This window comes from Onishia taeanensis (genome assembly GCF_013349955.1).
In the GTDB taxonomy this organism is placed as follows: domain Bacteria; phylum Pseudomonadota; class Gammaproteobacteria; order Pseudomonadales; family Halomonadaceae; genus Onishia; species Onishia taeanensis_B.
The window spans coordinates 107,939-133,028 of record NZ_JABVXC010000011.1; the positions used below are offsets into that span (position 1 = coordinate 107,939).

At 62.6% G+C, this 25,090-nt stretch carries 23 protein-coding genes and 1 pseudogene; 4 read left to right on the forward strand and 20 right to left on the reverse strand.

The window, feature by feature from the left end; genetic code table 11:
* Nucleotides 1-3 precede the first annotated feature (3 nt).
* From HUS66_RS13180 to HUS66_RS13265, 18 genes and pseudogenes are all read right to left on the reverse strand, one after another.
* Nucleotides 4-642 (reverse strand): biliverdin-producing heme oxygenase, encoded by a 639-nt coding sequence (locus tag HUS66_RS13180; protein ID WP_175071360.1) that lies wholly within the window; start codon nt 640-642, stop codon nt 4-6.
* Entirely contained in the window at nt 639-3,296 is a 2,658-nt protein-coding gene (locus HUS66_RS13185; protein WP_175071361.1) for a bifunctional diguanylate cyclase/phosphodiesterase, read from the reverse strand. Before HUS66_RS13185 ends, HUS66_RS13180 begins: the two co-directional genes overlap by 4 nt.
* Nucleotides 3,297-3,551: 255 nt before the next feature.
* Entirely contained in the window at nt 3,552-4,142 is a 591-nt protein-coding gene (locus HUS66_RS13190) for a HupE/UreJ family protein (protein WP_175071362.1), read from the reverse strand.
* 118 nt (nt 4,143-4,260) lie between these two features.
* On the reverse strand, nt 4,261-4,926 hold the full coding sequence (gene ureG, locus HUS66_RS13195; RefSeq protein WP_175071363.1) for an urease accessory protein UreG: 666 nt from the start codon (nt 4,924-4,926) through the stop codon (nt 4,261-4,263).
* An 11-nt stretch (nt 4,927-4,937) separates the two neighbouring features.
* Complete coding sequence (locus HUS66_RS13200) at nt 4,938-5,657, reverse strand: urease accessory protein UreF (protein WP_175071364.1); 720 nt, start codon at nt 5,655-5,657, stop codon at nt 4,938-4,940.
* Nucleotides 5,635-6,165, reverse strand: a complete 531-nt coding sequence (ureE, locus tag HUS66_RS13205; RefSeq protein WP_175071365.1) for an urease accessory protein UreE — start codon at nt 6,163-6,165, stop codon at nt 5,635-5,637. The genes HUS66_RS13200 and ureE overlap by 23 nt, the downstream gene beginning before the upstream one ends.
* A 159-nt stretch (nt 6,166-6,324) precedes the next feature.
* Nucleotides 6,325-8,046, reverse strand: coding sequence for an urease subunit alpha (ureC, locus tag HUS66_RS13210; RefSeq protein ID WP_175071366.1), 1,722 nt, complete (start codon nt 8,044-8,046; stop codon nt 6,325-6,327).
* A gap of 92 nt (nt 8,047-8,138) precedes the next feature.
* A pseudogene (locus tag HUS66_RS13215) lies at nt 8,139-8,441 on the reverse strand (urease subunit beta); the annotation flags it as partial.
* Between the two features lie 10 nt (nt 8,442-8,451).
* Nucleotides 8,452-8,754: an urease subunit gamma gene (locus HUS66_RS13220; RefSeq protein WP_092528374.1), complete on the reverse strand. Its 303-nt coding sequence runs from the start codon at nt 8,752-8,754 to the stop codon at nt 8,452-8,454.
* A 173-nt stretch (nt 8,755-8,927) separates the two neighbouring features.
* Entirely contained in the window at nt 8,928-9,851 is a 924-nt protein-coding gene (locus HUS66_RS13225; RefSeq protein ID WP_175071368.1) for an urease accessory protein UreD, read from the reverse strand.
* A complete protein-coding gene (urtE, locus tag HUS66_RS13230; RefSeq protein WP_175071369.1) occupies nt 9,848-10,546 on the reverse strand; it encodes an urea ABC transporter ATP-binding subunit UrtE in 699 nt (232 codons plus the stop codon). The genes HUS66_RS13225 and urtE overlap by 4 nt, the downstream gene beginning before the upstream one ends.
* Entirely contained in the window at nt 10,546-11,376 is an 831-nt protein-coding gene (gene urtD / locus HUS66_RS13235; RefSeq protein WP_175071370.1) for an urea ABC transporter ATP-binding protein UrtD, read from the reverse strand. Before urtD ends, urtE begins: the two co-directional genes overlap by 1 nt.
* Nucleotides 11,373-12,533 (reverse strand): urea ABC transporter permease subunit UrtC, encoded by a 1,161-nt coding sequence (gene urtC, locus HUS66_RS13240; protein WP_175071371.1) that lies wholly within the window; start codon nt 12,531-12,533, stop codon nt 11,373-11,375. Before urtC ends, urtD begins: the two co-directional genes overlap by 4 nt.
* Nucleotides 12,534-12,537: 4 nt before the next feature.
* Nucleotides 12,538-14,142, reverse strand: a complete 1,605-nt coding sequence (gene urtB / locus HUS66_RS13245) for an urea ABC transporter permease subunit UrtB (protein WP_217488018.1) — start codon at nt 14,140-14,142, stop codon at nt 12,538-12,540.
* A 133-nt stretch (nt 14,143-14,275) separates the two neighbouring features.
* Nucleotides 14,276-15,544 (reverse strand): urea ABC transporter substrate-binding protein, encoded by a 1,269-nt coding sequence (urtA, locus tag HUS66_RS13250; protein WP_217488027.1) that lies wholly within the window; start codon nt 15,542-15,544, stop codon nt 14,276-14,278.
* 579 nt (nt 15,545-16,123) lie between these two features.
* Nucleotides 16,124-17,638: a tripartite tricarboxylate transporter permease gene (locus HUS66_RS13255; protein WP_175071373.1), complete on the reverse strand. Its 1,515-nt coding sequence runs from the start codon at nt 17,636-17,638 to the stop codon at nt 16,124-16,126.
* The gene (locus HUS66_RS13260) at nt 17,638-18,093 is read right to left on the reverse strand and encodes a tripartite tricarboxylate transporter TctB family protein (protein WP_175071374.1); all 456 of its coding nucleotides are present in this window, start codon (nt 18,091-18,093) and stop codon (nt 17,638-17,640) included. The genes HUS66_RS13255 and HUS66_RS13260 overlap by 1 nt, the downstream gene beginning before the upstream one ends.
* Nucleotides 18,093-19,094 carry a Bug family tripartite tricarboxylate transporter substrate binding protein gene (locus HUS66_RS13265; protein ID WP_425340088.1) on the reverse strand — a complete coding sequence of 334 codons (1,002 nt, stop codon included), beginning with the start codon at nt 19,092-19,094 and terminating at the stop codon, nt 18,093-18,095. Before HUS66_RS13265 ends, HUS66_RS13260 begins: the two co-directional genes overlap by 1 nt.
* Nucleotides 19,095-19,472: 378 nt before the next feature.
* Here HUS66_RS13265 and HUS66_RS13270 point away from each other — a divergent pair, with 378 nt between their 5' ends.
* From HUS66_RS13270 to HUS66_RS13285, 4 genes are read left to right on the forward strand one after another with little or no spacing between them, the layout of a single operon-like run.
* The gene (locus HUS66_RS13270; protein ID WP_175071375.1) at nt 19,473-20,087 is read left to right on the forward strand and encodes a helix-turn-helix domain-containing protein; all 615 of its coding nucleotides are present in this window, start codon (nt 19,473-19,475) and stop codon (nt 20,085-20,087) included.
* A complete protein-coding gene (locus tag HUS66_RS13275) occupies nt 20,084-20,746 on the forward strand; it encodes a response regulator transcription factor (protein ID WP_175071376.1) in 663 nt (220 codons plus the stop codon). The genes HUS66_RS13270 and HUS66_RS13275 overlap by 4 nt, the downstream gene beginning before the upstream one ends.
* Entirely contained in the window at nt 20,743-22,188 is a 1,446-nt protein-coding gene (locus HUS66_RS13280; protein WP_175071377.1) for a sensor histidine kinase, read from the forward strand. Before HUS66_RS13275 ends, HUS66_RS13280 begins: the two co-directional genes overlap by 4 nt.
* A complete protein-coding gene (locus HUS66_RS13285; protein ID WP_175071378.1) occupies nt 22,185-23,486 on the forward strand; it encodes an ABC transporter substrate-binding protein in 1,302 nt (433 codons plus the stop codon). The genes HUS66_RS13280 and HUS66_RS13285 overlap by 4 nt, the downstream gene beginning before the upstream one ends.
* On the opposite strand, the gene HUS66_RS13290 is transcribed toward HUS66_RS13285, so the two are convergent.
* Both HUS66_RS13290 and cobA read right to left on the reverse strand, forming a co-directional pair.
* Nucleotides 23,458-23,877 (reverse strand): septal ring lytic transglycosylase RlpA family protein, encoded by a 420-nt coding sequence (locus tag HUS66_RS13290; protein ID WP_425340089.1) that lies wholly within the window; start codon nt 23,875-23,877, stop codon nt 23,458-23,460. The genes HUS66_RS13285 and HUS66_RS13290 overlap by 29 nt on opposite strands.
* Nucleotides 23,870-24,754, reverse strand: coding sequence for a uroporphyrinogen-III C-methyltransferase (cobA, locus tag HUS66_RS13295; RefSeq protein WP_175071379.1), 885 nt, complete (start codon nt 24,752-24,754; stop codon nt 23,870-23,872). The genes HUS66_RS13290 and cobA overlap by 8 nt, the downstream gene beginning before the upstream one ends.
* Nucleotides 24,755-25,090: the final 336 nt, after the last annotated feature.

Below are 25,090 nucleotides of genomic sequence, written 5' to 3' on the forward strand. Positions count from 1 at the left end.
ATTTCAGCTCCGCATAGCGACTTGATGCCAGTGATCAAGATGAACCTGCAGGGTAAGAAAGGTCTGTCTGGCACTTAGCGCCGCGCGTCGAGAACAGGGCTGCAGCGAGGGAGACGCTATCAGCGCGAGAAAATCATCCCAACACTGGTCGACATACAAATGGAAATAGCGCGCTCCAACGTCAGGCGACAGTGCCAGCTCGCGGACGACGCGCGGTGCTATGACGCTTCCTCCCTGAGTAGCGCCTTCTAACACATATAACACTCCCAACACGCTTCCACGAGAGCCAAGCTCGCTAGGTGACTCGCAGGACAAGGGGCGCGCAGAAGGAGAGGCAGGCCGATAGCCAAGATCACGAAGGTCACGGGCAAGCAGTGCCGCACGGCTCTGATAATGATATCGCCCCAAGTCAGGCCATTCATCTCGCAGCGCTGGTAGCAGCCACGGCTCCAGCGACACATAGAATTCATGAAAGGCTTTTAACACCAGTGCATAGGCTTGATGCGTCAGCCCTGGCTTTATCAATGGCGACAACAGCGGATGACGCTCGACGCGTCGATGCAAGTCGCTGGTTTCATCACGCAGAACCGCACGCAACCCTGCATGTGGCGATGCCGCAAGTGCACTGTCCATCAAGGTCATCGCAGCCACTGCATGGCGAAGTCATCGGCACTCATGGGGCGGCCATAGTAAAACCCCTGGGCCTGGTCGCAGCCGAGTTCTGCAAGCGCTTGAGCCTGTTCAGCCGTTTCGACACCTTCGGCGACCGTCTTCATCCCCATACTCCGCGCCATCGCAATGATCGTGGTAACGATGGTGTAGTCATGGCTCGAAGAGAGCATGTCACGCACGAAGGAGATATCGATCTTGAGAGTATCGGCAGCGAAACGTTTGAGATATGCCAGCGACGAATAGCCGGTGCCGAAGTCGTCGATGGCGAGACCAAACCCCTGGGCCTTGAGCGCCTGCATGAGTCCAATGGCCTGTTCCGGGTCGCGCATAAAGCCGCTCTCGGTCAATTCCAGCCCGATGTTCGCCGGGCAGACACCCTTAGTATGCAGCGCGACCTCTTCGCCAAAGCGCACATCCTCCAACTGCTGAGCCGACACGTTCACTGAGATACGGGGCACCACTGCCACCCCGGACCGTTTCCAGTCTCGCAGCTGCTGGCTGGTCGTCTTGAGCACCCAGCCACCGAGCTCTTTCATAAGGCCTCTCTCTTCGGCAAGCGGGATGAATTCTGCTGGACTCACCCAACCACGTTCGCCATCGAACCAACGGCATAGCACTTCAGCACCAGTAAGTTCTCCAGTGACGATATCCACTTGAGGCTGATACTGAAGCATCAAGCGATCTTCGCGCAGCGCCACGATGAAGTCATCAAGCAGTTGCTGGCGACGCAGGATGGCGCTACCCAATTGATCATCATAAAGCCATCGCCCTTCCCCCTGACGCTTGGCGTGATGCGCCGCCAGACTGGCATGCTGAAAAAGCTCGCCAGGGCTCTTGCCATGTTCGGGATAAAGCGCACCGCCAATGCTGACATCCAGCATGAACCAGCGCTCATCAACCTGCAGCGGTGCTTCCAGGCTCTGCTGATAACAGAGCATGCGTTCAGCCAGCATTGATGCAGTCGGCGCCTCGATCAGCACCGCGAACTCATCGCCGCCAAGACGTGCCAGCAACTCGCTATCCTGGTGCTGCATGCCACAAAAGCGCTGCCCAGCGGCCGCCAGCACGCTGTCGCCGACACTATGACCGAAGGTATCGTTGATCTCCTTGAAGCGCCTGAGGTCCATTAACAACAGGCCAAGCGTCTTATCTTCGCAACAGGCCTTTTCCAAGGCATCGCCCACTTGTGCCATGAAAGACGCACGATTGGGCAAGCCGGTTTCAGGATCGGAGAAAGCCAGACGCTTGATGTAGTCGCCACTCATCTGTCGCTCGAGTTCGGCGGCCGCATTGGCAGCGAAAATCTTCAGAACCGTGGTGACAAAGTCGGGATCCTCAAGGGGTGAACGGAACATGACCACCAGCAGACCCAGCGCCTCTCCATTGCTGTGATCCAGCCGCAGACCAACATAGCCCCGAGCCCAACCGAGGAAACGGTCGGCCTGAGGCGGCAAAATTTTTGCGACCTCGTCGGTGATGACACAGGCCCCTTTTTCCATGACCTCGGCGCAGGGCGTCCCCTTGAGCACATAGCTGAAGTTCTCAACCTTGCGGCCATCGACCACCGCAGCCTGGGTCGTCATCCAGCCGTCAGCCAAGGTGTCTTCGAGAGTCGCGATGATACCCGCATCAGCATCCAGTGCACGGGTCAGGTGGTCGACCAGTTGATCAAAGAACAGCTCACCGCCCATCGCCGTGACCGATGAGGCAATCTGCATCACCGCCTGCTGGATGCGGCGGGATTCGTGCTGACGGGTATTATCGAAGATGAAACCTTCGAGCCAGACAGTTTCCCCGTCGGCACCGAAAACGGCCTGCCCCTGCTCAGACACCCAGGAAGTATCGCCACCCGCCGTTCGCAAGCGGTAGTTCAACTGATATGGGCGACGCCGTTCGACATCCTCCATGATCTGGTGATGAATACGCTGCCGATCGTCGGGATGCACCATGTCCATGAAGGGATAGCCCTGATCAGCGGTCAACTGCGAAGCGTTGTAGCCGGTTAGGGCCTCGGCACCGCGACTCACGAAGGTGAGACTGCCCTTACCGTCGTGAAGTCGTTGATACGCCATCCCGGGCAGATGGTTCATCAGGGTATAGAGCCGGCGTTCGCTCTCTTCCACGGCGCTCATGGTGCGTTGACGGGAAAGCTCGGCTCCCACGCGCATCGCGGCGATTCGCAGGACCTCCCTGGCGAGGTCAGGCGACCATAGGGGCGCGATATCCAATACAGCAATCAGCCCCAGCGTTTCGCCGCTGCGATCAATGATAGGCATGCCCAGATAGGACTCAACGGCCAGGTCAGACAGCAGGTCGTCATCCGGAAAGGCCGCACAGACCCTTTCCGGGTAGTGGCAAGGCTCATTTTGGATCACTTGCTCACATGGGCTGCCCGCCAAAGGATAACTGAAATTATTTAGCAAGCGACCCCGCGACCAAAGGCCGAGGGTACGTGCCATCTTACTATCCGATGGGTCTATGCAGGCGACGATCACATGATCGACTCGCAGTATTCGTGCCAGACAGACAGCAAGCTCCGAAAAGAAACTGTCTGTTGGATTGTCTAGGGCCAATCCGTCAGCCAGCTCGCGAAATACCTGTTCCGAGGCTAGGGGTGGCGCCATGGACTGGTGTCCTCCCGACCAAATTCAGCTTCAAGCGCCCCCAGAGGGCTGAGCCCAAGGGATACGTCGACGTCATGCGCCAAGAAGAAAGTACCACTTAAAGCAGACTATTTTACTTCTTGTAGGAAGGGCAATGATCCCTTCTTGAACACTCATCGGCAACACCTCGTTTTTCTTGATTTTTCCCGGCTCACAAACATCAACGCCCGGCACAAGGCCGGGCGTTGACGACTCGCCAATAATCCAGCGTCTCATTCAGCCGATGACAAGCAGCCCTCCGGCAAGCGCCACCAGACCGCCAACCACACGATCAAGGTGCGGTACACGATGCAACAGCACCTGACCGACTGACCGTCCAAGCTGACCAATGCACAAGGTTGTCAGCAGGAAACCGGCCAGATACGCCATCAGCGATGCCCCAACCGGCATTTCGGCTGCGTGAGCCTGACCGTGACAGACCAGGAAGGCTACCACCAGCATTGCACTGATACCCGCGGGCATACGCACCAGGCCGGCGAGCAGCACGCCCGCCAACAATACCGACAGAGAGATTCCGGTCTCGACGCCGGGAAGACTCAGCCCGCCCCAGGCAAGCCCTGCCCCCAGCAACATGCCTAACGCCGCCAGCCCCGGCACGGCCCGGCCCAGTGGTCGCGCCTGCCGCGCGCTCCAAAGGCCGATGGCCGATAGCGCCAGCAGGTGATCCAACCCGGTCATGGGATGCAGCAAGCCGGCGAGCATACCGCCGGTACTAGCCTCATGGCCAACGTGGGCGCTGACCGTGCCGGCAGCAGTCAGCGCCAGGGGCGCCAGGGCAAGAGCGGTGAGTCGTGAAACACGGGTCATGGTAACGTCCTTCTTTTTTCAGCTGAATGTCGTGAGTCGACGAATAGCGTGGGTCTTCTTAGGCAGCGCATGACGAAAACACAGCGCATGGCCCAATGAGATGACGAATCGGCCGCGTTCAGACCGCCGAACTGGCCTGGTGTGCGTCGCTGCCGGCATGCGCGATCGATGGCCGGCGCTCCGGTAGCATGCCGCGGTCAAGAATGAAGCGTATGACTTCCTCGACGCCGACACCGTCGTAGAGATTGGCGAACACAAAGGGACGTTCGCCCCGCATCTTTTTCGAATCCCGCTCCATCACCTCGAGGGAGGCATGCACCTGCTCGGCGATGTCGATCTTGTTGATGATCAAAAGATCCGACTTGGTGATGCCTGGCCCCCCCTTGCGGGGAATCTTGTCGCCCGCGGAAACGTCGATCACATAGAGCGTCAGGTCTGAGAGCTCGGGGCTGAAGGTCGCCGAGAGGTTGTCGCCACCAGATTCCACCAGCACCAGTTCGAGACCAGGATGACGAGCCTGCAGGTCATCGATGGCGGCGAGATTCATCGAGGCATCCTCGCGAATCGCGGTATGCGGACAGCCCCCGGTCTCGACGCCAAGAATACGGTCGGCGGGTAGCGCCTCGTGGCTCAGCAGGAAATCCGCATCTTCGCGGGTATAGATATCGTTGGTTACCACGGCAATATCGTAGTAATCGCGTAGCGCCAGGCACAGCTGCTTCAAGAGCGCGGTCTTGCCGGAACCGACCGGGCCACCGACACCGATACGCAAGCAGTGATTCATGAGGGGCTCCTTCAGCTTCTGAAAAGTCGTGAGTATTGTGTTTCATGCTGGGCGCTGGCGAGCGCCAGCCCTGGCAGCAACGGGCCTAGTTCGTGATCCTCAAACGCAAGGGCGCGGTCCACGGCCACCACCAATTCGGGACGCAGCCGCTCGATGAGGCGTTGGGCGGCCGTGTGGCCCAGCGGCAACGCCTTGCAGGCCACCGCCAACTGGTTTTCGAGCCAGGACCAGGCAAAGCCCAACAACGCCTGGCGCGGAGGAATAACGCGCGCCTGGGCCAGCCAGGCAAAGAGCGTCACATAGCCGGGCTGAACCGGCAGCAGCGGCGACGGCGGCAGCAGCTCGAGGCTCTGTAGCAGCCGCTTGAGCGCCGCGCCCAGGCGCTGGTCTTCCTCGGCGAGTTCACGGGTCTCGCGGCTGGCCGCCAGCCAGGCATCCCAGTACGCCACCGCCTCGCCATCCTGTGCCATGAAAGCCGCCTGTTGGCGCGCCAGCACCGGCAACTCGCAGCGTGACAGGCCGTCGTCCAGCACGCCGGACAGCCAGGCCTCAAGGCTTGCCTCGTCGCGTACCCAATCGAGCTCGAAGGCGCTCTCAAGGCCCTGTGACCAGGCGAAGGCACCGATCGGCAGCGCCGGGCTGACCAACTGCATCAGCCCCAGCAGGGCTAGGTCGTCCCCCTGGGCGGCGCCGTCGGGCGAGCGCGCATCAGTGAACATGGTCATGCGCATGCCCGTGCGAATGCTCGTGTGAATGCTCGTGTGAATGACCGTGCGCATGCCCCGCCTGAGCATGCCCTTTATGGGAATAGGCCCCCGGCTCGGGGTCGAAGGGCGCTTGATGATGATGAAGCGTGGCACCTAAGCGCTCTGCCAGTTCCTCCAGCACATGATCCGGCGGGAAGCGCACCCAGCCGCCCTCCTCGTCGGCGCCGATGGCCAGCGCCACATGACGGTTGCCGAGGTGATAGCAGAGCTTCGCCAGCGGCAGGCCGGCCTCGATTCGTGCCGTGACCACCGGTTCGGCAGCAGCGCGAATGATCACGATCTCGCCGCTATCGGCCTCTAGGCCTTCCCCATCCCGTAGCACCGGGCCGCGGTCGAGAAACAGGCCGACCTCCTGGCCGTCATCGGTCTGCGCCTTGAGGCGCCCTCGCATACGAAGCTCGAAGGGCAATGTCAGGGTGTCGCTGGCCCGGCTTGCCTCGATGGGCCCCAGGCGTTCAATCAATTTCAGCATTGGCATCGTCTCTAGAAATTTTCCGCGGCTGACCCTGTGGCCGTCTGCAAAAGGGCACTGTCGATACTTCCCTGTACGCTCCTTTTGCCTTCCATGACAAAGGACCCTCGCTTCGACCTGCCACCGGCGCCGCTTGACGTCTGGTAATCGCCCCACTGCTCAGAACAAGTGATAGCGCTGAGCCAGTGGCAGCTCGGTGGCCGGCTCACAGGTCAAGAGCTCGCCATCGGCGCGCACCTCATAGGTCTGCGAATCCACGCTGAGGGCTGGGCAGGCATCGTTGAGCTTCATGTCCGACTTGCGCACGGCCCGGGTGTCGCGACAGGCCACCAGCGGACTATCCAGCCCCAGGCGCTCCTTGACGCCCGCTTCCAGTGCCGCCTGGCTGACGAAAGACAGCCGCGTGGCGCTGGCCGCCTTGCCGAAAGCGCCGAACATTGGCCGGTAGTGCACCGGCTGCGGCGTGGGAATCGACGCATTGGGGTCACCCATGGGCGCGGCAGCGATCATCCCGCCCTTGACGATCAGCGCCGGCTTGACGCCGAAGAAGGCCGGATCCCACAGCACCAGATCGGCCAGCTTGCCGACCTCGATCGAGCCCACCTCGTGACTCAGCCCATGAGTGATCGCCGGGTTGATGGTGTACTTGGCGATGTAGCGCCGGGCACGCAGGTTGTCGGCTCCCAGTGCTTCGTCTTCCGGCAGCAGACCACGCTGGACTTTCATCTTGTGGGCCGTCTGCCAGGTGCGGCAGATCACCTCGCCCACCCGCCCCATGGCCTGGGAATCCGAGGCGATCATCGAGATCACCCCCATGTCATGCAGGATGTCCTCGGCGGCGATGGTTTCGCGGCGGATACGCGAATCGGCGAAGGCCACATCTTCGGGAATGTTGGGGTCGAGGTGGTGGCAAACCATCAGCATGTCCAGGTGCTCGTCGATGGTATTGACTGTGTACGGCCGGGTCGGATTGGTCGACGACGGCAGCACATAGGGCTTGGCGCAGGCGGTGAGGATGTCCGGCGCATGGCCGCCCCCGGCGCCTTCGGTGTGATATGTGTGAATGCCGCGTTCCTTGAACGCCGCCAAGGTATCCTCGACGAACCCTGACTCATTGAGGGTATCGGTATGGATCGCCACCTGAACGTCATAGCGCTCGGCCACCGACAGGCAGGCGTCGATGGAAGCCGGCGTGGTGCCCCAGTCCTCGTGGAGCTTGAGCCCCATGGCCCCCGCCTCGAGCTGCGCCTCCAGCGCCTCGGGCAGGCTGGCGTTGCCCTTGCCCAGAAAGCCGATGTTCATGGGCAGGCTGTCCACGGCCTGCAGCATCTTGCCGATATGCCAGGCCCCCGGCGTACAGGTGGTGGCATTGGAGCCGGTGGCCGGGCCGGTCCCGCCGCCGAGCATGGTGGTCACCCCGCTCATCAGGGCCTCTTCGACCTGCTGGGGGCAGATGAAATGGATATGGGCGTCGATCCCGCCGGCGGTGAGAATCTTGCCCTCGCCCGCGATCACCTCGGTTCCCGGGCCGATGACGATCTCGACTCCCGGCTGAGTATCCGGGTTGCCGGCCTTGCCGAGCGCCGCGATGCGCCCGCCCTGGAGTCCCACGTCTGCCTTGACGATGCCCCACCAGTCGAGGATCAGCGCATTGGTGATCACCGTGTCCATCACCGAGCCATCGGCACGCTGGCTCTGGCCCATACCGTCGCGGATTACCTTGCCGCCACCGAACTTGACCTCATCGCCATAGGAGGCGGCGTCACGCTCAACTTCAATCCACAACTCGGTGTCACCGAGGCGCACCCGGTCGCCGACGGTCGGGCCATACATATCAGCATAGGCCTGACGGCTGATCTTGCTAGGCGTGGTATCGCTCATGACGACTCTCCTTGATCGGCATCATCGGATGACGAGGGTCGCGCAGCCTCGGGCACGGTAGATGAGATACGCGCATCGGCGGGCGCGTTAGAGAGCGCCCCCATCACTTGCTGACGAAAGCCATAGGCGATGCGGCTGCCGGTGAAGGGAATCAGCGTCACCTCGCGCTTCTGACCGGGCTCGAAGCGAATCGCCGTGCCCGCAGCTACATCCAGGCGATGGCCACGGGTCGCCGCGCGATCGAAGTCCAGCGCCGGGTTGGCCTCGAAGAAGTGATAGTGCGAGCCGACCTGAATCGGGCGATCACCGGTATTGGCGACCGTCACGCTGATCCGCTCGAGTCCTTCGCACAGCGCGATCTCGCCGTCCTTCAATTGATACTCACCGGGAATCATGGGGATCTCCTCACACGATCGGGTTGTGAACGGTGACCAGCTTGGTCCCATCCGGGAAGGTCGCCTCGACCTGCACCTCGTCGACCATCTCGGCCACCCCTTCCATGACGTCATCGCGGGTCAGAATCTCACGCCCGGCACTCATCATCTCGGCCACGCTACGTCCGTCCCGGGCACCTTCCATGATCTCGGCGCTGATCAGCGCCACCGCTTCGGGGTAGTTGAGCTTGAGGCCACGATCACGTCGGCGCTCGGCGAGCAACGCCGCCGTGAACAGCAGCAGCTTGTCCTTGTCTCTCGGGGTCAGTTCCATCGCAGTAGCTCCCAAATCATGTCGTTGGAATTCGAGCTTCGGGCTTCGGGCTTCGGGCTTCGGGCTTCGGGCTTCGGGCTTCGGGCTTCGGGCTTCGGGCTTCGGGCTTCGGGCTTCGGCAGCATGGTGCTCGACGCCCGCTGCCCGTCACTCGCTACCGGCACGAAGTGCCGCTATGTCATCCAGATACGCGGCACGCTGGCCTCACGACCCAGCAGCATCGGCCGCAACCGTGTCCAGGCCGCCTGACAAAGCGCCCAGGCTTCATTGCGCTCATCGCCGAGATAGCGCAACAGCAGCACCCCCTGGCGCACCGTCACCGCCCAGCGGGGCGAGGCCGGCAGCGCCTCGCGCAATATGGCAACGGCGCCGGCCTCGTCATCGAGGCCCACCGCCCACAGCGTGGCTTGCACGCTGGCCCCGCCCTGCCCCCAAGGCCCCGAAAAGCGTGGGTGCGTCGGGTCGAGGAGCTGGCGTTCATGCCACAGGGGGCGACCGTCACGGGTCAGGGAAAAGCGCTGCTCGAGATGCCCGGAAACGAACGGCAGTTCACCGGCCGGGCGACCGAGCGCCAGCACCTCCCAGCCCAGGCAGCGCGCCTCCTGGTCAAGCGCAATCTCGGTGCTCTGCACCCCACGGGAGCCATCGAAGGCGATGGTTTCCTGTGGCAGCCACTCGAGTTCACCGCCTGCCTCCACCGAGAGGCTCGTATGCTGAGTCCAGGCCACCCCATGGCTGTCGGCCCGGTAGAGCTTGTTGGCGGCCGGGGTGGTGATCAGGGCCCGGGCGCCCTGGCCAACCTTGGCGCCGATCGAAAGGGCGTCGCCGCTGACCAGGCCGCCCGGCGGGTGCAACAAATAGACATGGCAGCTACCGGCTTCCCCCTCGGCATCGCGAGACTCCGGATAGAAGGGCCGCTGAACCCGCAGCGGGCCCTGGTGGCGAGCACGGGTCAAACGGGTCACAGGACCGGCCGGCTCATCGCGACGCGTAAAGCCGAGCTCGATGGATGCGGCCCAGTGGCGCTCGCCGTCGAAGCGATGGCCGCTGGCCAAGGGGCAAGCCTTCTGGTGGGAAAGGGGCTCGAAGACCGTCATACGGTGAGGTGTCGCTTGATCAGGTCATCGGAAAGCTCGCCGATCCCGCCGCTGGCCACCGGGCGGCCGCGATCGAGGATCGTGAAGCGGTCGGCATACTTGCGGGCGAAAGGTAGCTTCTGTTCGACCAGCAGCACGGTCAGACCATCCTCGCGAATCAGCCGACGTATCACCTCGCCGATCTGGGCGACGATATTGGGCTGGATGCCCTCCCCCGGCTCGTCGAGAATCAACAGCCGCGGCTCGATGACCAGCGCACGGCCAATCGCCAGCTGCTGCTGCTGACCGCCGGATAGGTCGCCACCGCGACGATGGCGCATCTCATGGAGCACCGGAAACAGCTCGAAGACTCGATCAGGAATGCGGCGACTGCCGTCCTTGCGCGCGGCAAGCCCGGTGCGCAGATTTTCCTCGACACTGAGCAGCGGAAAGATCTGGCGACCCTGGGGCACATAGCCGATGCCGAGCCGGGAGCGCTCCTCGAGGCGCTTCTTGGTCAGATCCACCTCGCCGTCAAAGCGCAGGCTGCCGCTCTTGATCGGCACTTCGCCCATCACGCACTTGAGCAGGGTCGTCTTGCCCACGCCGTTGCGCCCCATCACGCAGGTGCATTCACCCTTGGGCACCTCGAGATCGAGATCCCACAGGGTGTGGCTCTCGCCATAGAACTGGTTGAGCTTGTCGATCGCGAGCATCAGGCCTCCTCCTCTGCGCCCAGGTAGACTTCGATGACCTTGGGGTCATTCGAGACCTGATCCATCGTGCCCTCGGCCAGCACGCTGCCCTGGTGAAGCACCGTGACCTGGCGGGCAATCGAGCGCACGAAGCCCATGTCGTGCTCGACCACCACCACCGACTGCTTGCCGGCAAGGCTGGTGAGCAGCTCGGCGGTACGCTCCATTTCCTGCTCGGTCATGCCGGCCACCGGCTCGTCGACCAGCAGCAGTCGCGGGCGCTGCATCAGCAGCATGCCGATCTCCAGCCACTGCTTCTGGCCATGGGAAAGAATCCCCGCCTGGCGGCCGCAAAGCGCCTCGAGGCCAATGGTCTCGAGTACTTCATCGATACGACTGCGCTGCTCGCCGGACAGCCTGGCCGTAAGGGTCGGCAGCACGCGCTTGTCGGCTGACATGGCGAGCTCCAGGTTGTCGAAGACGCTGAGCGCCTCGAACACCGTCGGCTTCTGAAACTTGCGGCCGATGCCCAATGACGCGATCTCGGGCTCATTCTTGGTCAGCAGGTTATGGCGGCTGCCGAACCACACCTGGCCACTGTCGGGGCGCGTCTTGCCGGTGATGATATCCATCATGGTCGTCTTGCCGGCGCCGTTGGGGCCGATGATGCAGCGTAGCTCACCGTCGTTGATGGTCAGGTTGAGATTGTTGATGGCCTTGAAGCCATCGAAGCTCACGTTGACGTCTTCCAGGTAGAGAATCGGGCCGTGGCGGACGTCCACGGGGGATGCCGCCGGCACCAGGAAGTCGAACACCCGATCGCGATCGGCCAGGGCGTCGAGCAGGCTCATGGCGTTGCCTCCTTGAGTTGGGTCTCGCTATCTGCCTTGCGACGACGGCTCATCAGCCCGGCGATGCCCTTGGGCAGCAGCACCGTGACCACCACGAAGAGCCCACCGAGGGCGAACAGCCAGGCATCCGGCATCACACCGGTGAAGACCGTCTTGGCATAGTTGACCAGAATGGCGCCGATCACCGCGCCATAGAGGGTGCCGCGCCCGCCCAGGGCTACCCACACCACGACTTCGATCGAAAACAGCGGCGAGAACTCGCTGGGATTGATGATCCCCACCTGGGGCACATAGAGGGAGCCGGCGACACCCGCGAGCATGGCCGAGACCACGAACACGCACAGTTGCACCCGCTCGACCCGATAGCCCAGGAAGCGTACCCGCGCCTCGGCATCGCGAGAGGCCACGCAGACCCGACCAAGCTTGCTGCCTACAATGCCGCGACACACCACATAACCCAGCGCCAGCGCCACCCCGGAGGCCAAGAAGAGTCCTAACCGGGTGGCATCGCTTCGCAGATCGAAGCCCAGCAGTTCACGGAAGTCGGTCAGACCGTTGTTGCCGCCAAAGCCCATCTCGTTGCGGAAGAAGGCCAGCATCAGGGCGAAGGTCAGCGCCTGGGTGATGATCGACAGATATACGCCGGTCACTCGGGATCGGAAGGCCAGGAAGCCGAACAGCAGCGCCAGCAGGCCCGGCGCCAGCATCACCATCAGGAAGGCGAACCAGGCCATGTCGAAGCCGTGCCAGAACCACGGCAGGCTGTCCCAGTTGAGAAAGACCATGAAGTCCGGCAGCACCGGATCGCCATAGACACCGCGATCGCCGATCTGGCGCATCAGGTACATGCCCATGGCATAGCCACCGAGAGCGAAAAAGGCCCCATGTCCCAGGCTCAAAATGCCCAGATAGCCCCAGACCAGGTCCACCGCTACCGCCAGCAGCGCATAGCACAGGTACTTGCCGAGCAATGTCACGGTATAGCTCGAAACGTGCAGCGGATGCCCGGCAGGCAAGGCCAGGTGCAGCACCGTGACCACCGCCAGCGCCAGGGCAAGCACAGTGAGAAATATGCGCGTCGAGCGTTCGCTAAAGGGTCGCGTCAGCCACAAGTTGGAGAGCGGCGAGCTTGAAGACGGCGTATTTGAAAGAGACATCGAATCAGCCCTCCGCCGCCCGGCCCTTCTGCGGAAAGAGTCCGCGAGGCCGTTTCTGAATGAACAGGATGATGAACACCAGCACGATGATCTTGGCCAGCACAGCGCCGGCCCATGGCTCCAGCACCTGGTTGATCACCCCAAGCGACATGCCGGCCACCAGGGTGCCCCACAGGTTGCCGACGCCGCCGAACACCACCACCATGAACGAATCGATGATGTAGCTCTGGCCGAGGTTGGGGCCGACGTTGGTCAGCTGAGCCAGCGCCACGCCGGCAAGCCCGGCCACCCCGGCACCGAGGCCGAAGGTGAGCATATCGACGCGGGTCGCGCGAATGCCCATGGACCGCGCCATGGCGCGATTCTGAGTGACCGCGCGCACCTCGAGCCCGAGCCTGGTGCGGCGCATGACCAGCATCAGCCCCGCGAACACCAGCAGCGCGAAGCCGAGTACATAGAGGCGGTTGAGGGTCAGCGACAGTGCATCGTTGATCACCAGCGAGCCGCTCATCCACTCAGGGGTAATCACCGTGCGGTTGAGGGGCGACACCAGGGTGCGCACCAGCTGCTGGAGGATCAGGCTGACGCCGAAGGTAGCAAGCAGGGTCTCCAGCGGACGCCCCTTGAGGAACTGGATCACGCAGCGCTCGATGGCGACTCCCGCCAAGCCTGCGACCAGGAAACCGGCCGGGATCGACAGGATCACCGCCAGGCCCGGCTGACCCGGCAGCAGCTGCTGCATTCCCCAGGAGGTATAGGCGCCGAGCATGATCAACTCGCCGTGGGCCATGTTGATCACGCCCATCACGCCAAAGGTAATGGCCAGGCCAATCGCCGCCAGCACCAGCACCGAGCCGAGGCTCAGGCCGAAGTACAGCGTCTCAAAGCCACGATTGATCTTGAGGGTCTGCTCGATGCCGTCCAGTGCCTTCTTGGCCTGGGCGGCAAGGGCGGGATCGTCACTGGCAGCGGCTCCGTTGAGGGCGGCTCGCGCCTCGGGATGCAGGCTGCCGCTCAGGGCCTCGATAGCCTGGGCGTCGCCCTGCTCGAGCCGATAAATGGCCAGCGCCTCGGTCAGCCGCTCCTGCACTGCCTCACTAGGCTCCTGGTCCCGCACCGCCTCGAGCGGCGCCACCATGCCCGCATCGACCTGACCGAGCAGGTCGTTGGCCGCCTGCAGGCGAGCGTCAGGGTTATCGACATAGAGATCGAGCACCGCCAGGGTGCTGCGCAGCTGGCCACGTAGGGCGTTATTGATGCCGATACGGTCCAGCTCGCGTCGGGACATCTCGCCGAGCGGCTCACCGCTCAAGGCATCTTCCACCGGCCAGTTCCGGCCGCGATTGGCCAACACCACCACGAACTGACCGGTCTGTTTGTTCTGTTGCAGCTTGCCGTCGTTGAGGGCTTCAAGCCAGGCACGGCTGCGGGAATCACCGCTGGCAACGATAGCGTCAATGGCATCGCTCTTGGCGGCATAGGAGGCACTGGCAAGTGCTTCGAGCAACGGCTTGCCGGGGTCATCCTGCTGCGCCTGTGCGCTACCTAGCAGTGCAAGCATCAGTGCACACAGCAGCAGCCACAGCGTGAGGCATCGGGTGATCCTCATGGGCATGTCCTTTGGAATCGCAATGAAAAACGCGACGGAAAGTCGCTATATGAAGCCGCGATGCAACCTCTCTGGAAACGTGCGCGGCAGGCCAGGTCCGACATCAAGCCGTCGAACCTGGTCTGTTCGAGGCTTATTGCGCCTCGACGCCGCCGCCGCAGCTAGCCTCGACCACGTTGTAGTTGCCACACTCCATGGGCTTGCGCCAGTCGCTGATCAGATCGCGGGAGCCTTCCAGATAGTCCGACCAGGCATCGCCTGCCACCGTCGACGGCGTTTCCCAAACTACCGAGAACTGGCCGTTATCCTGAATCTCGCCGATCAGGACCGGCTTGGTGATGTGGTGATTGGGCATCATCGCCGCGTAACCGCCGGTCAGGTTGGGCACGGTCACGCCGATGATGGCGTCCTTGACCGCATCCACGTCTGGGGTACCCGCCTTGCGCACGGCCTCGAGCCACATGTTGAAGCCGATGTAATGCGCTTCCATGGGATCATTGGTGACGGACATCTCATCACCGGTATAGTCGATCCAAGCATCGATGAAGTCGTAGTTGGCATCGTTATCGACGCTCATGAAGTAGTTCCAGGCGGCCAGATGGCCCACCAGCGGCGCGGTATCAATGCCCGACAGCTCCTGCTCACCCACCGAGAAGGCCACTACCGGAATATCGGCGGCATCGATGCCTTGGTTGCCGAGCTCACGATAGAACGGCACGTTGGCGTCGCCATTGATGGTCGAGACCACCGCCGTCTTCTTGCCTTCGCTGCCGAAACGCTTGATATCGGAGACGATGTTCTGCCAGTCCGAATGCCCGAACGGCGTGTAGTTGATCATGATGTCCTCGTCGGCGACGCCATGGCCCTTCAGATAGGCCTCGAGGATCTTGTTAGTCGTCCGCGGATAGACATAGTCGGTGCCGGCCAGCACCCAGCGCTCCACGCCGACGTTGTTCATCAGGTAATTCACCGCAGGAATGGCCTGCTGATTGGGCGCTGCACCGGTATAGAAGACGTTCTCGGAAGACTCTTCGCCCTCGTACTGCACCGGATAGAACAGTAGGCCATTGAGCTCTTCGACCACCGGCAGCACCGACTTGCGAGACACTGAGGTCCAGTTACCGAAGATCACATCGACCTTTTCCTGCGCCAGCAGCTCACGGGCTTTCTCGGCGAACAGCGGCCAGTTGGAAGCCGGGTCCACCACCACCGGCTCAAGCTGACGTCCCAGCAGGCCGCCCGCCGCGTTCTGCTGCTCGATCAACATCAGCATGGTGTCCTTGAGAGTGGACTCGCTGATCGCCATGGTGCCGGAGAGTGAGTGCAGGATGCCGACCTTGATCGGGTCTTCCTGTGCCTGTGCCGGCAGGGTCACGCCCGCAGAGAGCAGGGCCGCAGCCAGCCAACGATAGAAAGGGGTCGAAGTGTTCACATGGATCTCCTTGCTTATGTCTTGTTATTGAAGGCTGTTCTTGAACGTTGTTGTTTAAGGTTGTTCTTGAGAGCCGTTATTGAGAGCCGTTATTGAAAGTCGTTATTCGGCAATATCCAGCGACGCTGCCGGTCGTTCAGCGGCCGGCCCAAACACATCGCAAGGGCCGTGCCAACACATCAGCAAGCCCCGATAATCATTGGGAATCATTGTGTTATAGAGAACTCAACGACCTCTCTGCCTCCTTGATCGCCGCCCTCACCTGCGCCAGCGCCCATTACTTGCCCTCTTTTGGTCATTTCGATATCGGTAATGCGCCTTATTGGTGCAGCTGTATACATCAAAGCAGACAAAGAGTTATACAAAGCGCTACAGGCAGCGGCAGCGTGCATCAATATGATCAACCCAGCATAAAAAAGGGCACCGGCCAGTTGGCCGATGCCCCAAAAAGGTGATGCAGTTGCTCGATACGATGTAGGACTAAAATGTACGAATAAAATGTACGGGTGAAATGTACGGGTGAAATGTCTCGGGTGAAAACTACCGATGTCAGTCCGACTGCGCCCCACCGGCCTGCATGCGCCGGCGCAGCAGCGGGCCGACGATATAGGGCAGAATCAGCCCCAAACCAGCAACGACCCACAGGCCGATGGCCAGACCGCTATCCCACAACACCATCCAGTCGCCATCGGAGATTTCCATGGCATGGCGCAGGTTCTTCTCCATCTCCGGCCCCAGCAGCAGGCCCAGGATGATCGGCACCAGCGGAATCTCCAGCTTGCGCAGCACATAGCCGAAGACCCCGAAGGCCACCATGAAGTAGAGATCGAAGGTAGTGTTGCTGATGGAGTAGATGCCGACGAAGGCCACCATGGTCACGATCGGCAGCAGATACATCGGGGGAACCGAGAGCAGCTTGACGAAGATGCCGACCAGCGGAATGTTGAGCAGCAACAGTAGGAAGTTGCCGATCAGCAGCGCCGCGATTACACCCCAGACGATATCCGCGTTCTGGGTGAACATCAGCGGACCCGGGGTGATGTTGAGCGAGATCAGCAAGGCCAACAGCACCGCAGTGGTGCCACTGCCCGGCACGCCCAGGGTCAGCATTGGCACCAGCGCACCGCTGGAAGCGCCGTTGTTGCCGGCCTCGGGGCCTGCCACACCGCGCGGATCGCCCTCGCCGAAGTAGCCCTTCTTGCCTACCACCTTCTTCTCGAGGGTGTAGCCGATGAAACTGCCGAGCGACGCACCGGCGCCGGGAAGCACCCCTGCGATAAAGCCGAGGATGCCACCGCGAATGCTCGAGGGCATGATGCCACGGATATCGGCCCAGGAGAGCGACAGCTTGTTGACGGTCATCTTCTCCTTGCCGCCGCCGGCCTTCTCCTCGATGAAGAACATCAGCTCGGAGATCGCGAACAGACCGACGATGGCAATGATGAAGTCGACACCCTCGTAAAGCTCCAACACGCTAAAGGTGTAGCGCTGGGTCCCGGTCGAATCGATGCCCACGGTGGCGATCATCAGGCCGATACAGGCCGCGACCACGGTCTTCATGGGGTTCTTGCCGGTGATACCACCCAGGGTAGCGAAGGCCAGCAGGAAGAGTGCGAAATACTCCGCCGGCCCGAAGGTCAGGGCGAAATCGGCCAGCAGCGGCGCCAGCAGTATCAGGCCCACGGTGGCGACCAGGCCGCCCACGAAGGACGCCACGGCAGAGATCGCCAATGCCTCGGCGGCCTTGCCCTTCTGGGCCATCGGGTAGCCATCCAGGCAGGTCATCATCGCCGGCTCATCGCCGGGAATGTTCAAAAGGATCGACGAAATACGCCCGCCGTACATGGCCCCGGCATAGACCGAGGTCAGCATGATCATGGCGGTTTCAGGCGCCAGTCCCAGGGTAAAGGCCAGCGGAATCAGGATCGCCACGCCATTGGCGGGACCAAGCCCCGGCAGTGCCCCGATCAGGGTCCCCAGGAAGGCCCCCATCAGTGCGAACATCAGGTTATGCGGTTGCAGCGCGACGCCGAAACCGTCCATCAGGAAGCCCAACGTTTCCATTAGGTTGCCTCCAGGAATTCGAGCAGGCCCAGCGGCAACGCCAGGTCGAGTGCGAAGTTGAAGAGCAGGAAGACCACCACGCCGGCAATGCCACCGGTCAGGTAGGCCTTGCCCGGGGATGCTCCCATGCGCCAGCACAGGGTGCCGACCGCCAGCAGTGTGCTGGGAATGAAGCCCAGCGGCTGCAGCAACATGGCGTAGAGCACCAACACCACCACCGCGATCACAAGTTCAACGCCGGTGCGGCTCCAGGGCCAGGCATTGTCCGGATCGGGACGCACGATCATGTACAGGCTCGAAAGCGTCAGCACCACGGCGAGCAGTAGGGGAAAGGTCTCGGGGCCAACGGCTTCGGCCCCGCCTCCGAAGGGTTCCGGGAACTGAGTAGCGCCCCAGCCGTACGCGACGGCCAGGACGATCATCAGGACCCCGAAGATGCGGTCGTTGAAAGTCATTACTTAATCAGCCCGATATCTTTGGACAGGTCTTCGATTGACTGGATCTGAGAGTGCACGAAGTTCTCGAACTTATCGGCACTCATATGGAAGGGCATCAGACCGTTCTGGGTCATGACTTTCTTCCATTCCTCGCTTTCATAGACGGTGTCCATGGCATCGAGCCAGTACTGTTTGGCGTCATCGGAAATATCGGCCGGCATATAGAAGCCGCGCCAATTGGGGCCGATGGCGTCGATACCCTGCTCGCGAGCGGTAGGAATGTCGCTGAACTTGCCCGGCAGGCGTTCCTCGGACAGCACCGCCAGCACGCGCAGATCGCCGGATTCCATGAAGCCCTGTGCCTCGGTGATATCACCGGTGAAGGCATCCACGTGACCGCCGACCACCTGGGTCATGGCCTCGCCGCCATTGTTATAAGACAGATAGGGAATGCGCGGCAGGTTTTCGATGCCGGCCTTCTGGGCGGCGATCAATACCTTCAGGTGGTCCCAACCGCCCTTGGCGCTGCCACCGGCGAACTTGACGCTGCGCGGGTCTTCCTTGACGGCATCCATCAGCTCGGGCAAGTCGTCATAATCCGAGTCGTTGGCCACGGCAATGACGCCATAGTCGGCACCCAGCGCCCCGATCCAGTTGACCATGTCGGCATTCATGCCCGGAAATTGGCCCTGAGCCAGGCGCGTGGTGGTAGCGGTGGATGCGGCCACCAGCAACTGCTCATCGCCGGCCCGCTTGCTGACGGTATGGGCGAAGGCCACGCCACCACCAGCGCCGGCCATGTTGATGGTCTGCACACTGCGCGGCACCAGTTCGAGATCTTCGAGCACCTTGCCGACACTGCGGCAGGTGAAGTCCCAGCCGCCGCCCGGGTCGGCCGGCGCCAGGCACTCGACCTTGCCTTCCGGCTCGAAGGCCTGGGTAACGGTAGCGCTCAGGGTCAGCGCCGCTGCGGTCATCAGCGTAAGGGGTGTCTTCATCGACAGGTGTTTCGGGAACATGCGTTTCATCAACATTGTTATTGGCCTCGCTGGGTCATCCGGCCCGCAACGCGGGCATGCTGGATACCGTAGATGGTGATGCGTTGGCGTGCATCGGCAGCAACTTGTCTAAACGCAACTTCCTTAAAAGCGACTCTTGCCAAAACGGCTCTTGCCAAAACGGCTCTTGCCAAAGCGACGCTTTCAAAAGACGCCATTTCCGGTCTGTTGCATTCAGGGCTTGTCGGAAGCTGTCAGCCACCTTACAATTCTGTAAGGCAGAACATCGTTCCTTGGAATGGAAAGTTAGGCGCCCCAACCTGGTGCGTCAACGCCATTACGCCCAAACGCGACCAAAGTTGCATGGGCGAGACCTATAGCAGCGAGGCAAAACGAGACATGGCAGAACAACGCGTCGAAGCCGTGGAACGGGCGCTCAAGATCCTCGAGGTCTTCGATGCACCGAAAGAAGCATTCACTCTGGCCGACCTGGCCGAGGCCACCGGTTTCTACAAGAGCACCTTGCTACGCCTGCTCGCCTCTCTCGAGCGCTTTGGCTATGTCACGCGAGGGGCAGACGGCCGCTTCTCGCTAGGCCCCACGCCCTTGCGGCTAGGCAGACGCCATCGCCCCGGTCGCGGGCTGGCCGCTCGCGTCCAGCCGGTGCTGGATCAGCTCTGTCAGCAGAGCGGTGAGACCGCCGCCCTGCTCGAGGTCGTCCAGGGGATGGTCAACTGCCGCCTGACCAGCCTGCCAGACACCAGCCTGCGCCATGAGCTGAACCCCGGCGATCGCTGGACCATCGACAACGCCGACGCGCCCGCCCAACCACTGAGTGGCGGATTCATGCTGTGCGTCGCCTTGTCCGAGGCGGATGCAGCCGCGGGCGACCTGTGGCTGTCGCTGTCCGGCCCCAGTGGGCGTCTCAAGGGCACGCAGGGTGAGGCACTGCTGGAGGCGGCAAGGCGCGAGCTCGCCTCACCGACCGTCCAGCATCAAGGAGGCACATCATGAAGCTGCTGCTGATCGAGGACGACCCGCTGCTCGCCGAAACCCTGAGCGATGCCATGCGCCTCGAGCACTTGACGGTCACCACACTGGATGATGGCGACCAGGCCCTGGCCCTTTTATCTCAGCCCGGCCACGTGGCCGACCTGGTGCTGCTCGACTTGAACCTGCCGGGCGCCAGCGGTCTTGAGGTGCTGGCTGCGTTGCGACGCCACGACAGCGACACCCCGGTGCTGATCATCACTGCCCGGGGGGCCATCGAGGACCGAGTGCGCGGCCTGGATCTCGGCGCCGATGACTACCTCGCCAAGCCCTTTGCACTCGACGAGCTAGAAGCCAGGGTTCGTGCGCTGCTTCGCCGTCGTGGCCGGCATCAGGCACTGCGCGTCGGCACGCTGAGTTTCGACCCCGAGACCCAGCGCTTCAGCCTCGACGACGCCGCGCTTGCCCTGCCCCCGCGCGAACAGCGGCTGCTGGCCTGCCTGATGCGCCATGCCGGAACGCCGGTCGATAAGGCCCGCCTCGCCGAGGATGCCTTCGCCGGCGAGGCCATGGGTGACAATGCCATCGAGGTGTATATCCACCGTCTGCGGCAGCGCCTGAAAGACAGCGATGTGAGCCTGCGCACCGTGCGCGGCCTGGGTTACCTGCTGGAGGCGCCATGAGGCGACCGGCCAGCCTCTACCGCAGGCTGCTGACCTGGCTTTTGCTGCCACTGCTGGGTCTGGGTGCCCTGATGCTGGTGCAGGCCTATCTGGACGCGCGCCATACGGCCGACCGTGCCTTTGACCGCTTGCTTGAGGCCGCAACCCTCGCGATCGCCGACCGCGTGCAGTGGCAAGACGATCAGCTGTGGCTGGACCTGCCTCCGGCCGCGCTGGAAATGCTGGCCACCGATGCCGAAGAGCGCGTCTTCTATGCGCTCTACGATGGTGAAGGCAACTTCATCACCGGTAATGCTCGGCTGCCTAGCGATGAGCGCCCCGATCAGGGCCATGGCAACCTGCAAGGCTCACTCCAGGACACTCTCCAGGACACGCTTCAGGGCAGCCCCCAGAATGGCTCGCGTGGCGATACCCTGCTCTATCGCGACATCGAATGGCACTCGCTTGCCTTGCGCCAGGGCACCCGCCGCAGCCGACTCGAAGACTGGAGCCTGCAGGAGCGCTTCGAGATCCGCGTTGCCCATACGCGAGAAGGCCGGGAGGCACTGACCCTCAGCCTATTGCGCGGTAATCTGGCCTATATCGGTGCCATGGCGGCACTGGCCATCGCCGCCCTGCTGCTGGCGATTCGCTCGGCCCTGGCCCCGCTGACACGGCTACGCAGCGCCATCCGCAGCCGTGACCCGCGCACCCTGGCTCCCCTGGAACTCCCCCTGCCCCGCGAACTCGCCGAGCTGCGCGAGACCGTCAACGACCTGCTGGCACGAATGCGCCGGGTGCGTGCCAATCAGGAACGCTTTATCGGCGACGCCTCGCATCAGCTGCGCACGCCCCTGGCCGGGCTCTCGACTCGCGCCGAGCTGGCGCTGCGCCAGGATGACCCCGCCGCCTGGCGCGGCGCCCTGGAAGCCATGCGGACCACCAGCGCCAGTACCGCACGCCTGGCCGGCCAGCTGCTGTCGCTGACCCGCCTCGACAACCCGGAGGCCACGCCGGACCTTGCCCCACTGGATCTCAATGCGCTGGCTCGGCGCGCCACCCGAGACGCCTGGGCGAGCTGCCACCGGGATGGCATCGACCTTGGCGTCGACGCCGACGAGACGCCGCTGATGATCGACGGCGTGGCCTGGCAGCTCGAGGAGGCGCTAACCAACCTGATAGACAACGCCCGCCGTTATGGCGCGCAGCGCATTACCGTGCGGGTCACCGACCACCCGCCGACCCTGGCCGTCGAGGATGACGGACCCGGCATCGCCAAGGATCAACGCCTGCTGGTATTACGCCCCTTCTATCGAGGACGCGATGGCGGCGAAGGATCGGGGCTGGGCCTCGCCATCGTCGATGGCATTGCCCGGGGTCACAAGGCTCGCCTGACTCTGGAGTCGAAGGCCGACGACACGGGCCTCAGAGTCGCCGTCCATTTTACGGGAGATCGCGCATGAACCTGTCCGGTCCATCGCCAAGGGCAGCGGCGAGGCGCCTGGTCCTGACCCTGCTAAAGCCTGGTCTACTGAAACCTGGAGTACTGAAATCTGACCTGCTGAAACCTGGGCTGCTGACACTTTGGCTGCTGACATTTGGGCTGCTGCTTGCTGCCACGCCTTCCTGGGCCGAGGAAACGCTGCGCTTCCCAGGTACGGCCTCTGCCACCCAGCCTCTCGAGCAACTGACGGTTCATGGGGCTCTGGATATTCCCCAGGTCCGACCCTTGCTCGAGGACTTTCACCGGCGCTTCCCTTTCATTTCCCTGACCTATCGCAACCTGACCACCCTGGAACTCAACCATCGCTTCCTGGCGGCTCAGACGCCCAGCGCCGATGTACTGATTTCCTCGGCCATGCCCTGGCAGTACCGACTCGCCAACGACGGCCATGCCCAACCACTGACTGGCGCCCGCGCCGACGCCTGGCCAAACTGGGCTCGCTGGCGACATGAGCTGTTCGCGGTGACCTTCGAACCTATCGTGATGGTCTACCGGCGCGAGCTGGCCGAGCGCTTCGGTGCGCCGCAAAGTCATGCCGAACTGCTTGACCTGCTTGAACAACACGGCGAAGCGCTGCGTGGACGGGTCGTGACCTATGATCCTGAAAAGAGCGGTGCGGGCTACAGCTATGCCGTCGAGGAGGCAAGACTGTCGCCCCGCTACTGGGAACTGGTCGCGGCACTGGGCGCCACCGAAGCGGTGCTTGAAGAGACCACCGGCGCCATGCTCCAGGGACTCAAGGAGGGAAAATACTGGTTGGGTTATAACCTGCTGGGCAGCTATGCCCAGAATGTGGTGGCCGACGACCCGGCCCTCGAGATGGTCATTCCGAAAGACTATGCGCTGGTCACCCAACGCCTGGCACTGATACCCAAACGTGCGCGGCACCCGGTCACCGCGCAGCGCTTTCTCGATTACCTGATCAGCGAGCACGGCCAGCGCGTCATTGCCGAACGCACGGCGCTGGGGGCCGTCCACCCATCGCTTAAAGGTCCGGGCACCGCCAATGCCTTGAAGGCTCGTCTCGGTGACGCCCTGCGCCCCATCCGTCTGAGCCCAGCCCTGCTGGCAACGCTGGATGATCTCAAGCGGCGGGCGCTGCTGGCGCGCTGGCAGCGAGAGTTTCGTCGCTGGCAGTCCGCCCCCGAAGGGGCGGCCAACAAGGCTGCTGAATCAGGCGCGCCGTCTTATCAGAGCGCCACAGCCCACGAGATTCATAACGATGGGACTAACGCAGCACGCTCAGGCGCACCTTGACCGTGCCATCTCGCACCATGCCCAGCTGACGCGCAGCCCGCTTGGAAAGGTCGATGATCCGACCGCGAACGAAGGGGCCGCGATCGTTGATACGCACCGTCACCTCCCGCCCATTATCGAGACGTGTGACACGCACCCGAGTGCCGAATGCCAGGGTGCGATGGGCAGCCGTCAGGGCCTGCTGATCGAAGCGCTCTCCGCTGGCGGTGGTGCGCCCGTGATAGCGGTCCGCGTAATAGGACGCCATGCCGATCTCGCTGCCGGCAGTACCAGCGCCCCCGACCGGGGTATCGTCGCGAGCACCTTGGCCGGCACAGCCGGCCAACAGCAAGGCCAGCAGCACCAGCGCGGCGTAAGAATAAAAGGGCAGAGAACCGGTATTTTTAGGCACTGTCAGACGCCTTGAGGGGAGTTGGGTGCTTGCCGTCTTCCCAACCACGGCTGGCCGACCGTTCGCCGTCGAACCAGGCAAGCGTCTGATGCAGGCGCACCACGCTGCCGACCACGATCAGCGTCGGCGGCTTGATGGTGTCGCCATGGAAGGCGTCAGGCAGCTGGGCGAGACTGCCGACATGCACGCGCTGACGCGCCGTGGTGCCCTGCTCGATCAGCGCCAGCGGCGTCTCGGCGTCGAGGCCATGGGCCATCAGCGCCTCACGAATGATCTCGAGGCTGCCAAGCCCCATGTAGAACACCAGCGTCTGTCCAGGGTGAGCCAGCGTCGCCCAATCCAGATCACAGCTGCCGTTCTTGAGGTGACCGGTAACGAAACGCACCGACTGCGCATGGTCGCGATGGGTCAGCGGAATGCCGCCATAAGCCGCGCAGCCTGAGGCTGCGGTGATACCGGGAATCACCTCGAAAGCGATGCCCGCCGCCGCCAGAGTCTCGAGCTCCTCGCCGCCGCGACCGAAGATGAAGGGATCGCCCCCCTTGAGCCGCACCACCCGCTTGCCCTGACGAGCCCAATCCACCAGCGCCTGATTGATGCCTTCCTGCGGCAAACTGTGCTGCGAGCGCGCCTTGCCCACGTAGAGACGACGGGCACGGGGATTGGCCATGGCCAGAATCTCCTCGCTGACCAGGCGATCATGCAGAATCACTTCGGCGGCCTGCAGCCGCTTGAGTGCTTTTAGGGTCAGCAGCTCCGGGTCGCCCGGCCCCGCGCCCACCAGCGCTACCTGGCCGCGGGGAAAGTCGCGCAGACGAGCAAGCGACGCATCACCCCCACATTGGGGAAGCGTTGAGGGATGTAGATCGGAGGTCATGGCAAGCGTCTCGAATCGATGAACCGTTTTATTCCATTTTACGCAAGAAATAAAATTTCTTATAGCCAAATTTAAGGTTTAAAGCGAAGAATAGCCAGTAATCTCTGCTTCGAAGCTTATAACAATGCTGTATCTTGCCCGGCCCTAGGTTGGTACGAAAAGTCAGCGAGCGAAGACACCGTATTGTCGAGCGCAGGTAGTTTCGTGCAGGGCCTAGGCAATGTCTGAAAAGTACTGCGCTCGCCCATACGGCGTTAAAAATCGGCTCAAGATGCTCATTTACACCCCGTAAACTCCGCTCTTTCGCCGATTTTTGCCTTGTCTGGCCTTCGCTCG

What these genes read in the sequence shown, in the direction of transcription:
- HUS66_RS13180 (WP_175071360.1), bottom strand. Translation starts at nt 642, where the DNA reads ATGACCTTGATGGACAGTGCACTTGCGGCATCGCCACATGCAGGGTTG.
- HUS66_RS13185 (WP_175071361.1), bottom strand. Translation starts at nt 3,296, where the DNA reads ATGGCGCCACCCCTAGCCTCGGAACAGGTATTTCGCGAGCTGGCTGAC.
- HUS66_RS13190 (WP_175071362.1), bottom strand. Translation starts at nt 4,142, where the DNA reads ATGACCCGTGTTTCACGACTCACCGCTCTTGCCCTGGCGCCCCTGGCG.
- ureG (WP_175071363.1), bottom strand. Translation starts at nt 4,926, where the DNA reads ATGAATCACTGCTTGCGTATCGGTGTCGGTGGCCCGGTCGGTTCCGGC.
- HUS66_RS13200 (WP_175071364.1), bottom strand. Translation starts at nt 5,657, where the DNA reads ATGCGCATGACCATGTTCACTGATGCGCGCTCGCCCGACGGCGCCGCC.
- ureE (WP_175071365.1), bottom strand. Translation starts at nt 6,165, where the DNA reads ATGCTGAAATTGATTGAACGCCTGGGGCCCATCGAGGCAAGCCGGGCC.
- ureC (WP_175071366.1), bottom strand. Translation starts at nt 8,046, where the DNA reads ATGAGCGATACCACGCCTAGCAAGATCAGCCGTCAGGCCTATGCTGAT.
- HUS66_RS13220 (WP_092528374.1), bottom strand. Translation starts at nt 8,754, where the DNA reads ATGGAACTGACCCCGAGAGACAAGGACAAGCTGCTGCTGTTCACGGCG.
- HUS66_RS13225 (WP_175071368.1), bottom strand. Translation starts at nt 9,851, where the DNA reads ATGACGGTCTTCGAGCCCCTTTCCCACCAGAAGGCTTGCCCCTTGGCC.
- urtE (WP_175071369.1), bottom strand. Translation starts at nt 10,546, where the DNA reads ATGCTCGCGATCGACAAGCTCAACCAGTTCTATGGCGAGAGCCACACC.
- urtD (WP_175071370.1), bottom strand. Translation starts at nt 11,376, where the DNA reads ATGAGCCTGCTCGACGCCCTGGCCGATCGCGATCGGGTGTTCGACTTC.
- urtC (WP_175071371.1), bottom strand. Translation starts at nt 12,533, where the DNA reads ATGTCTCTTTCAAATACGCCGTCTTCAAGCTCGCCGCTCTCCAACTTG.
- urtB (WP_217488018.1), bottom strand. Translation starts at nt 14,142, where the DNA reads ATGAGGATCACCCGATGCCTCACGCTGTGGCTGCTGCTGTGTGCACTG.
- HUS66_RS13255 (WP_175071373.1), bottom strand. Translation starts at nt 17,638, where the DNA reads ATGGAAACGTTGGGCTTCCTGATGGACGGTTTCGGCGTCGCGCTGCAA.
- HUS66_RS13260 (WP_175071374.1), bottom strand. Translation starts at nt 18,093, where the DNA reads ATGACTTTCAACGACCGCATCTTCGGGGTCCTGATGATCGTCCTGGCC.
- HUS66_RS13265 (WP_425340088.1), bottom strand. Translation starts at nt 19,094, where the DNA reads ATGTTCCCGAAACACCTGTCGATGAAGACACCCCTTACGCTGATGACC.
- HUS66_RS13270 (WP_175071375.1), top strand. Translation starts at nt 19,473, where the DNA reads ATGGCAGAACAACGCGTCGAAGCCGTGGAACGGGCGCTCAAGATCCTC.
- HUS66_RS13275 (WP_175071376.1), top strand. Translation starts at nt 20,084, where the DNA reads ATGAAGCTGCTGCTGATCGAGGACGACCCGCTGCTCGCCGAAACCCTG.
- HUS66_RS13280 (WP_175071377.1), top strand. Translation starts at nt 20,743, where the DNA reads ATGAGGCGACCGGCCAGCCTCTACCGCAGGCTGCTGACCTGGCTTTTG.
- HUS66_RS13285 (WP_175071378.1), top strand. Translation starts at nt 22,185, where the DNA reads ATGAACCTGTCCGGTCCATCGCCAAGGGCAGCGGCGAGGCGCCTGGTC.
- cobA (WP_175071379.1), bottom strand. Translation starts at nt 24,754, where the DNA reads ATGACCTCCGATCTACATCCCTCAACGCTTCCCCAATGTGGGGGTGAT.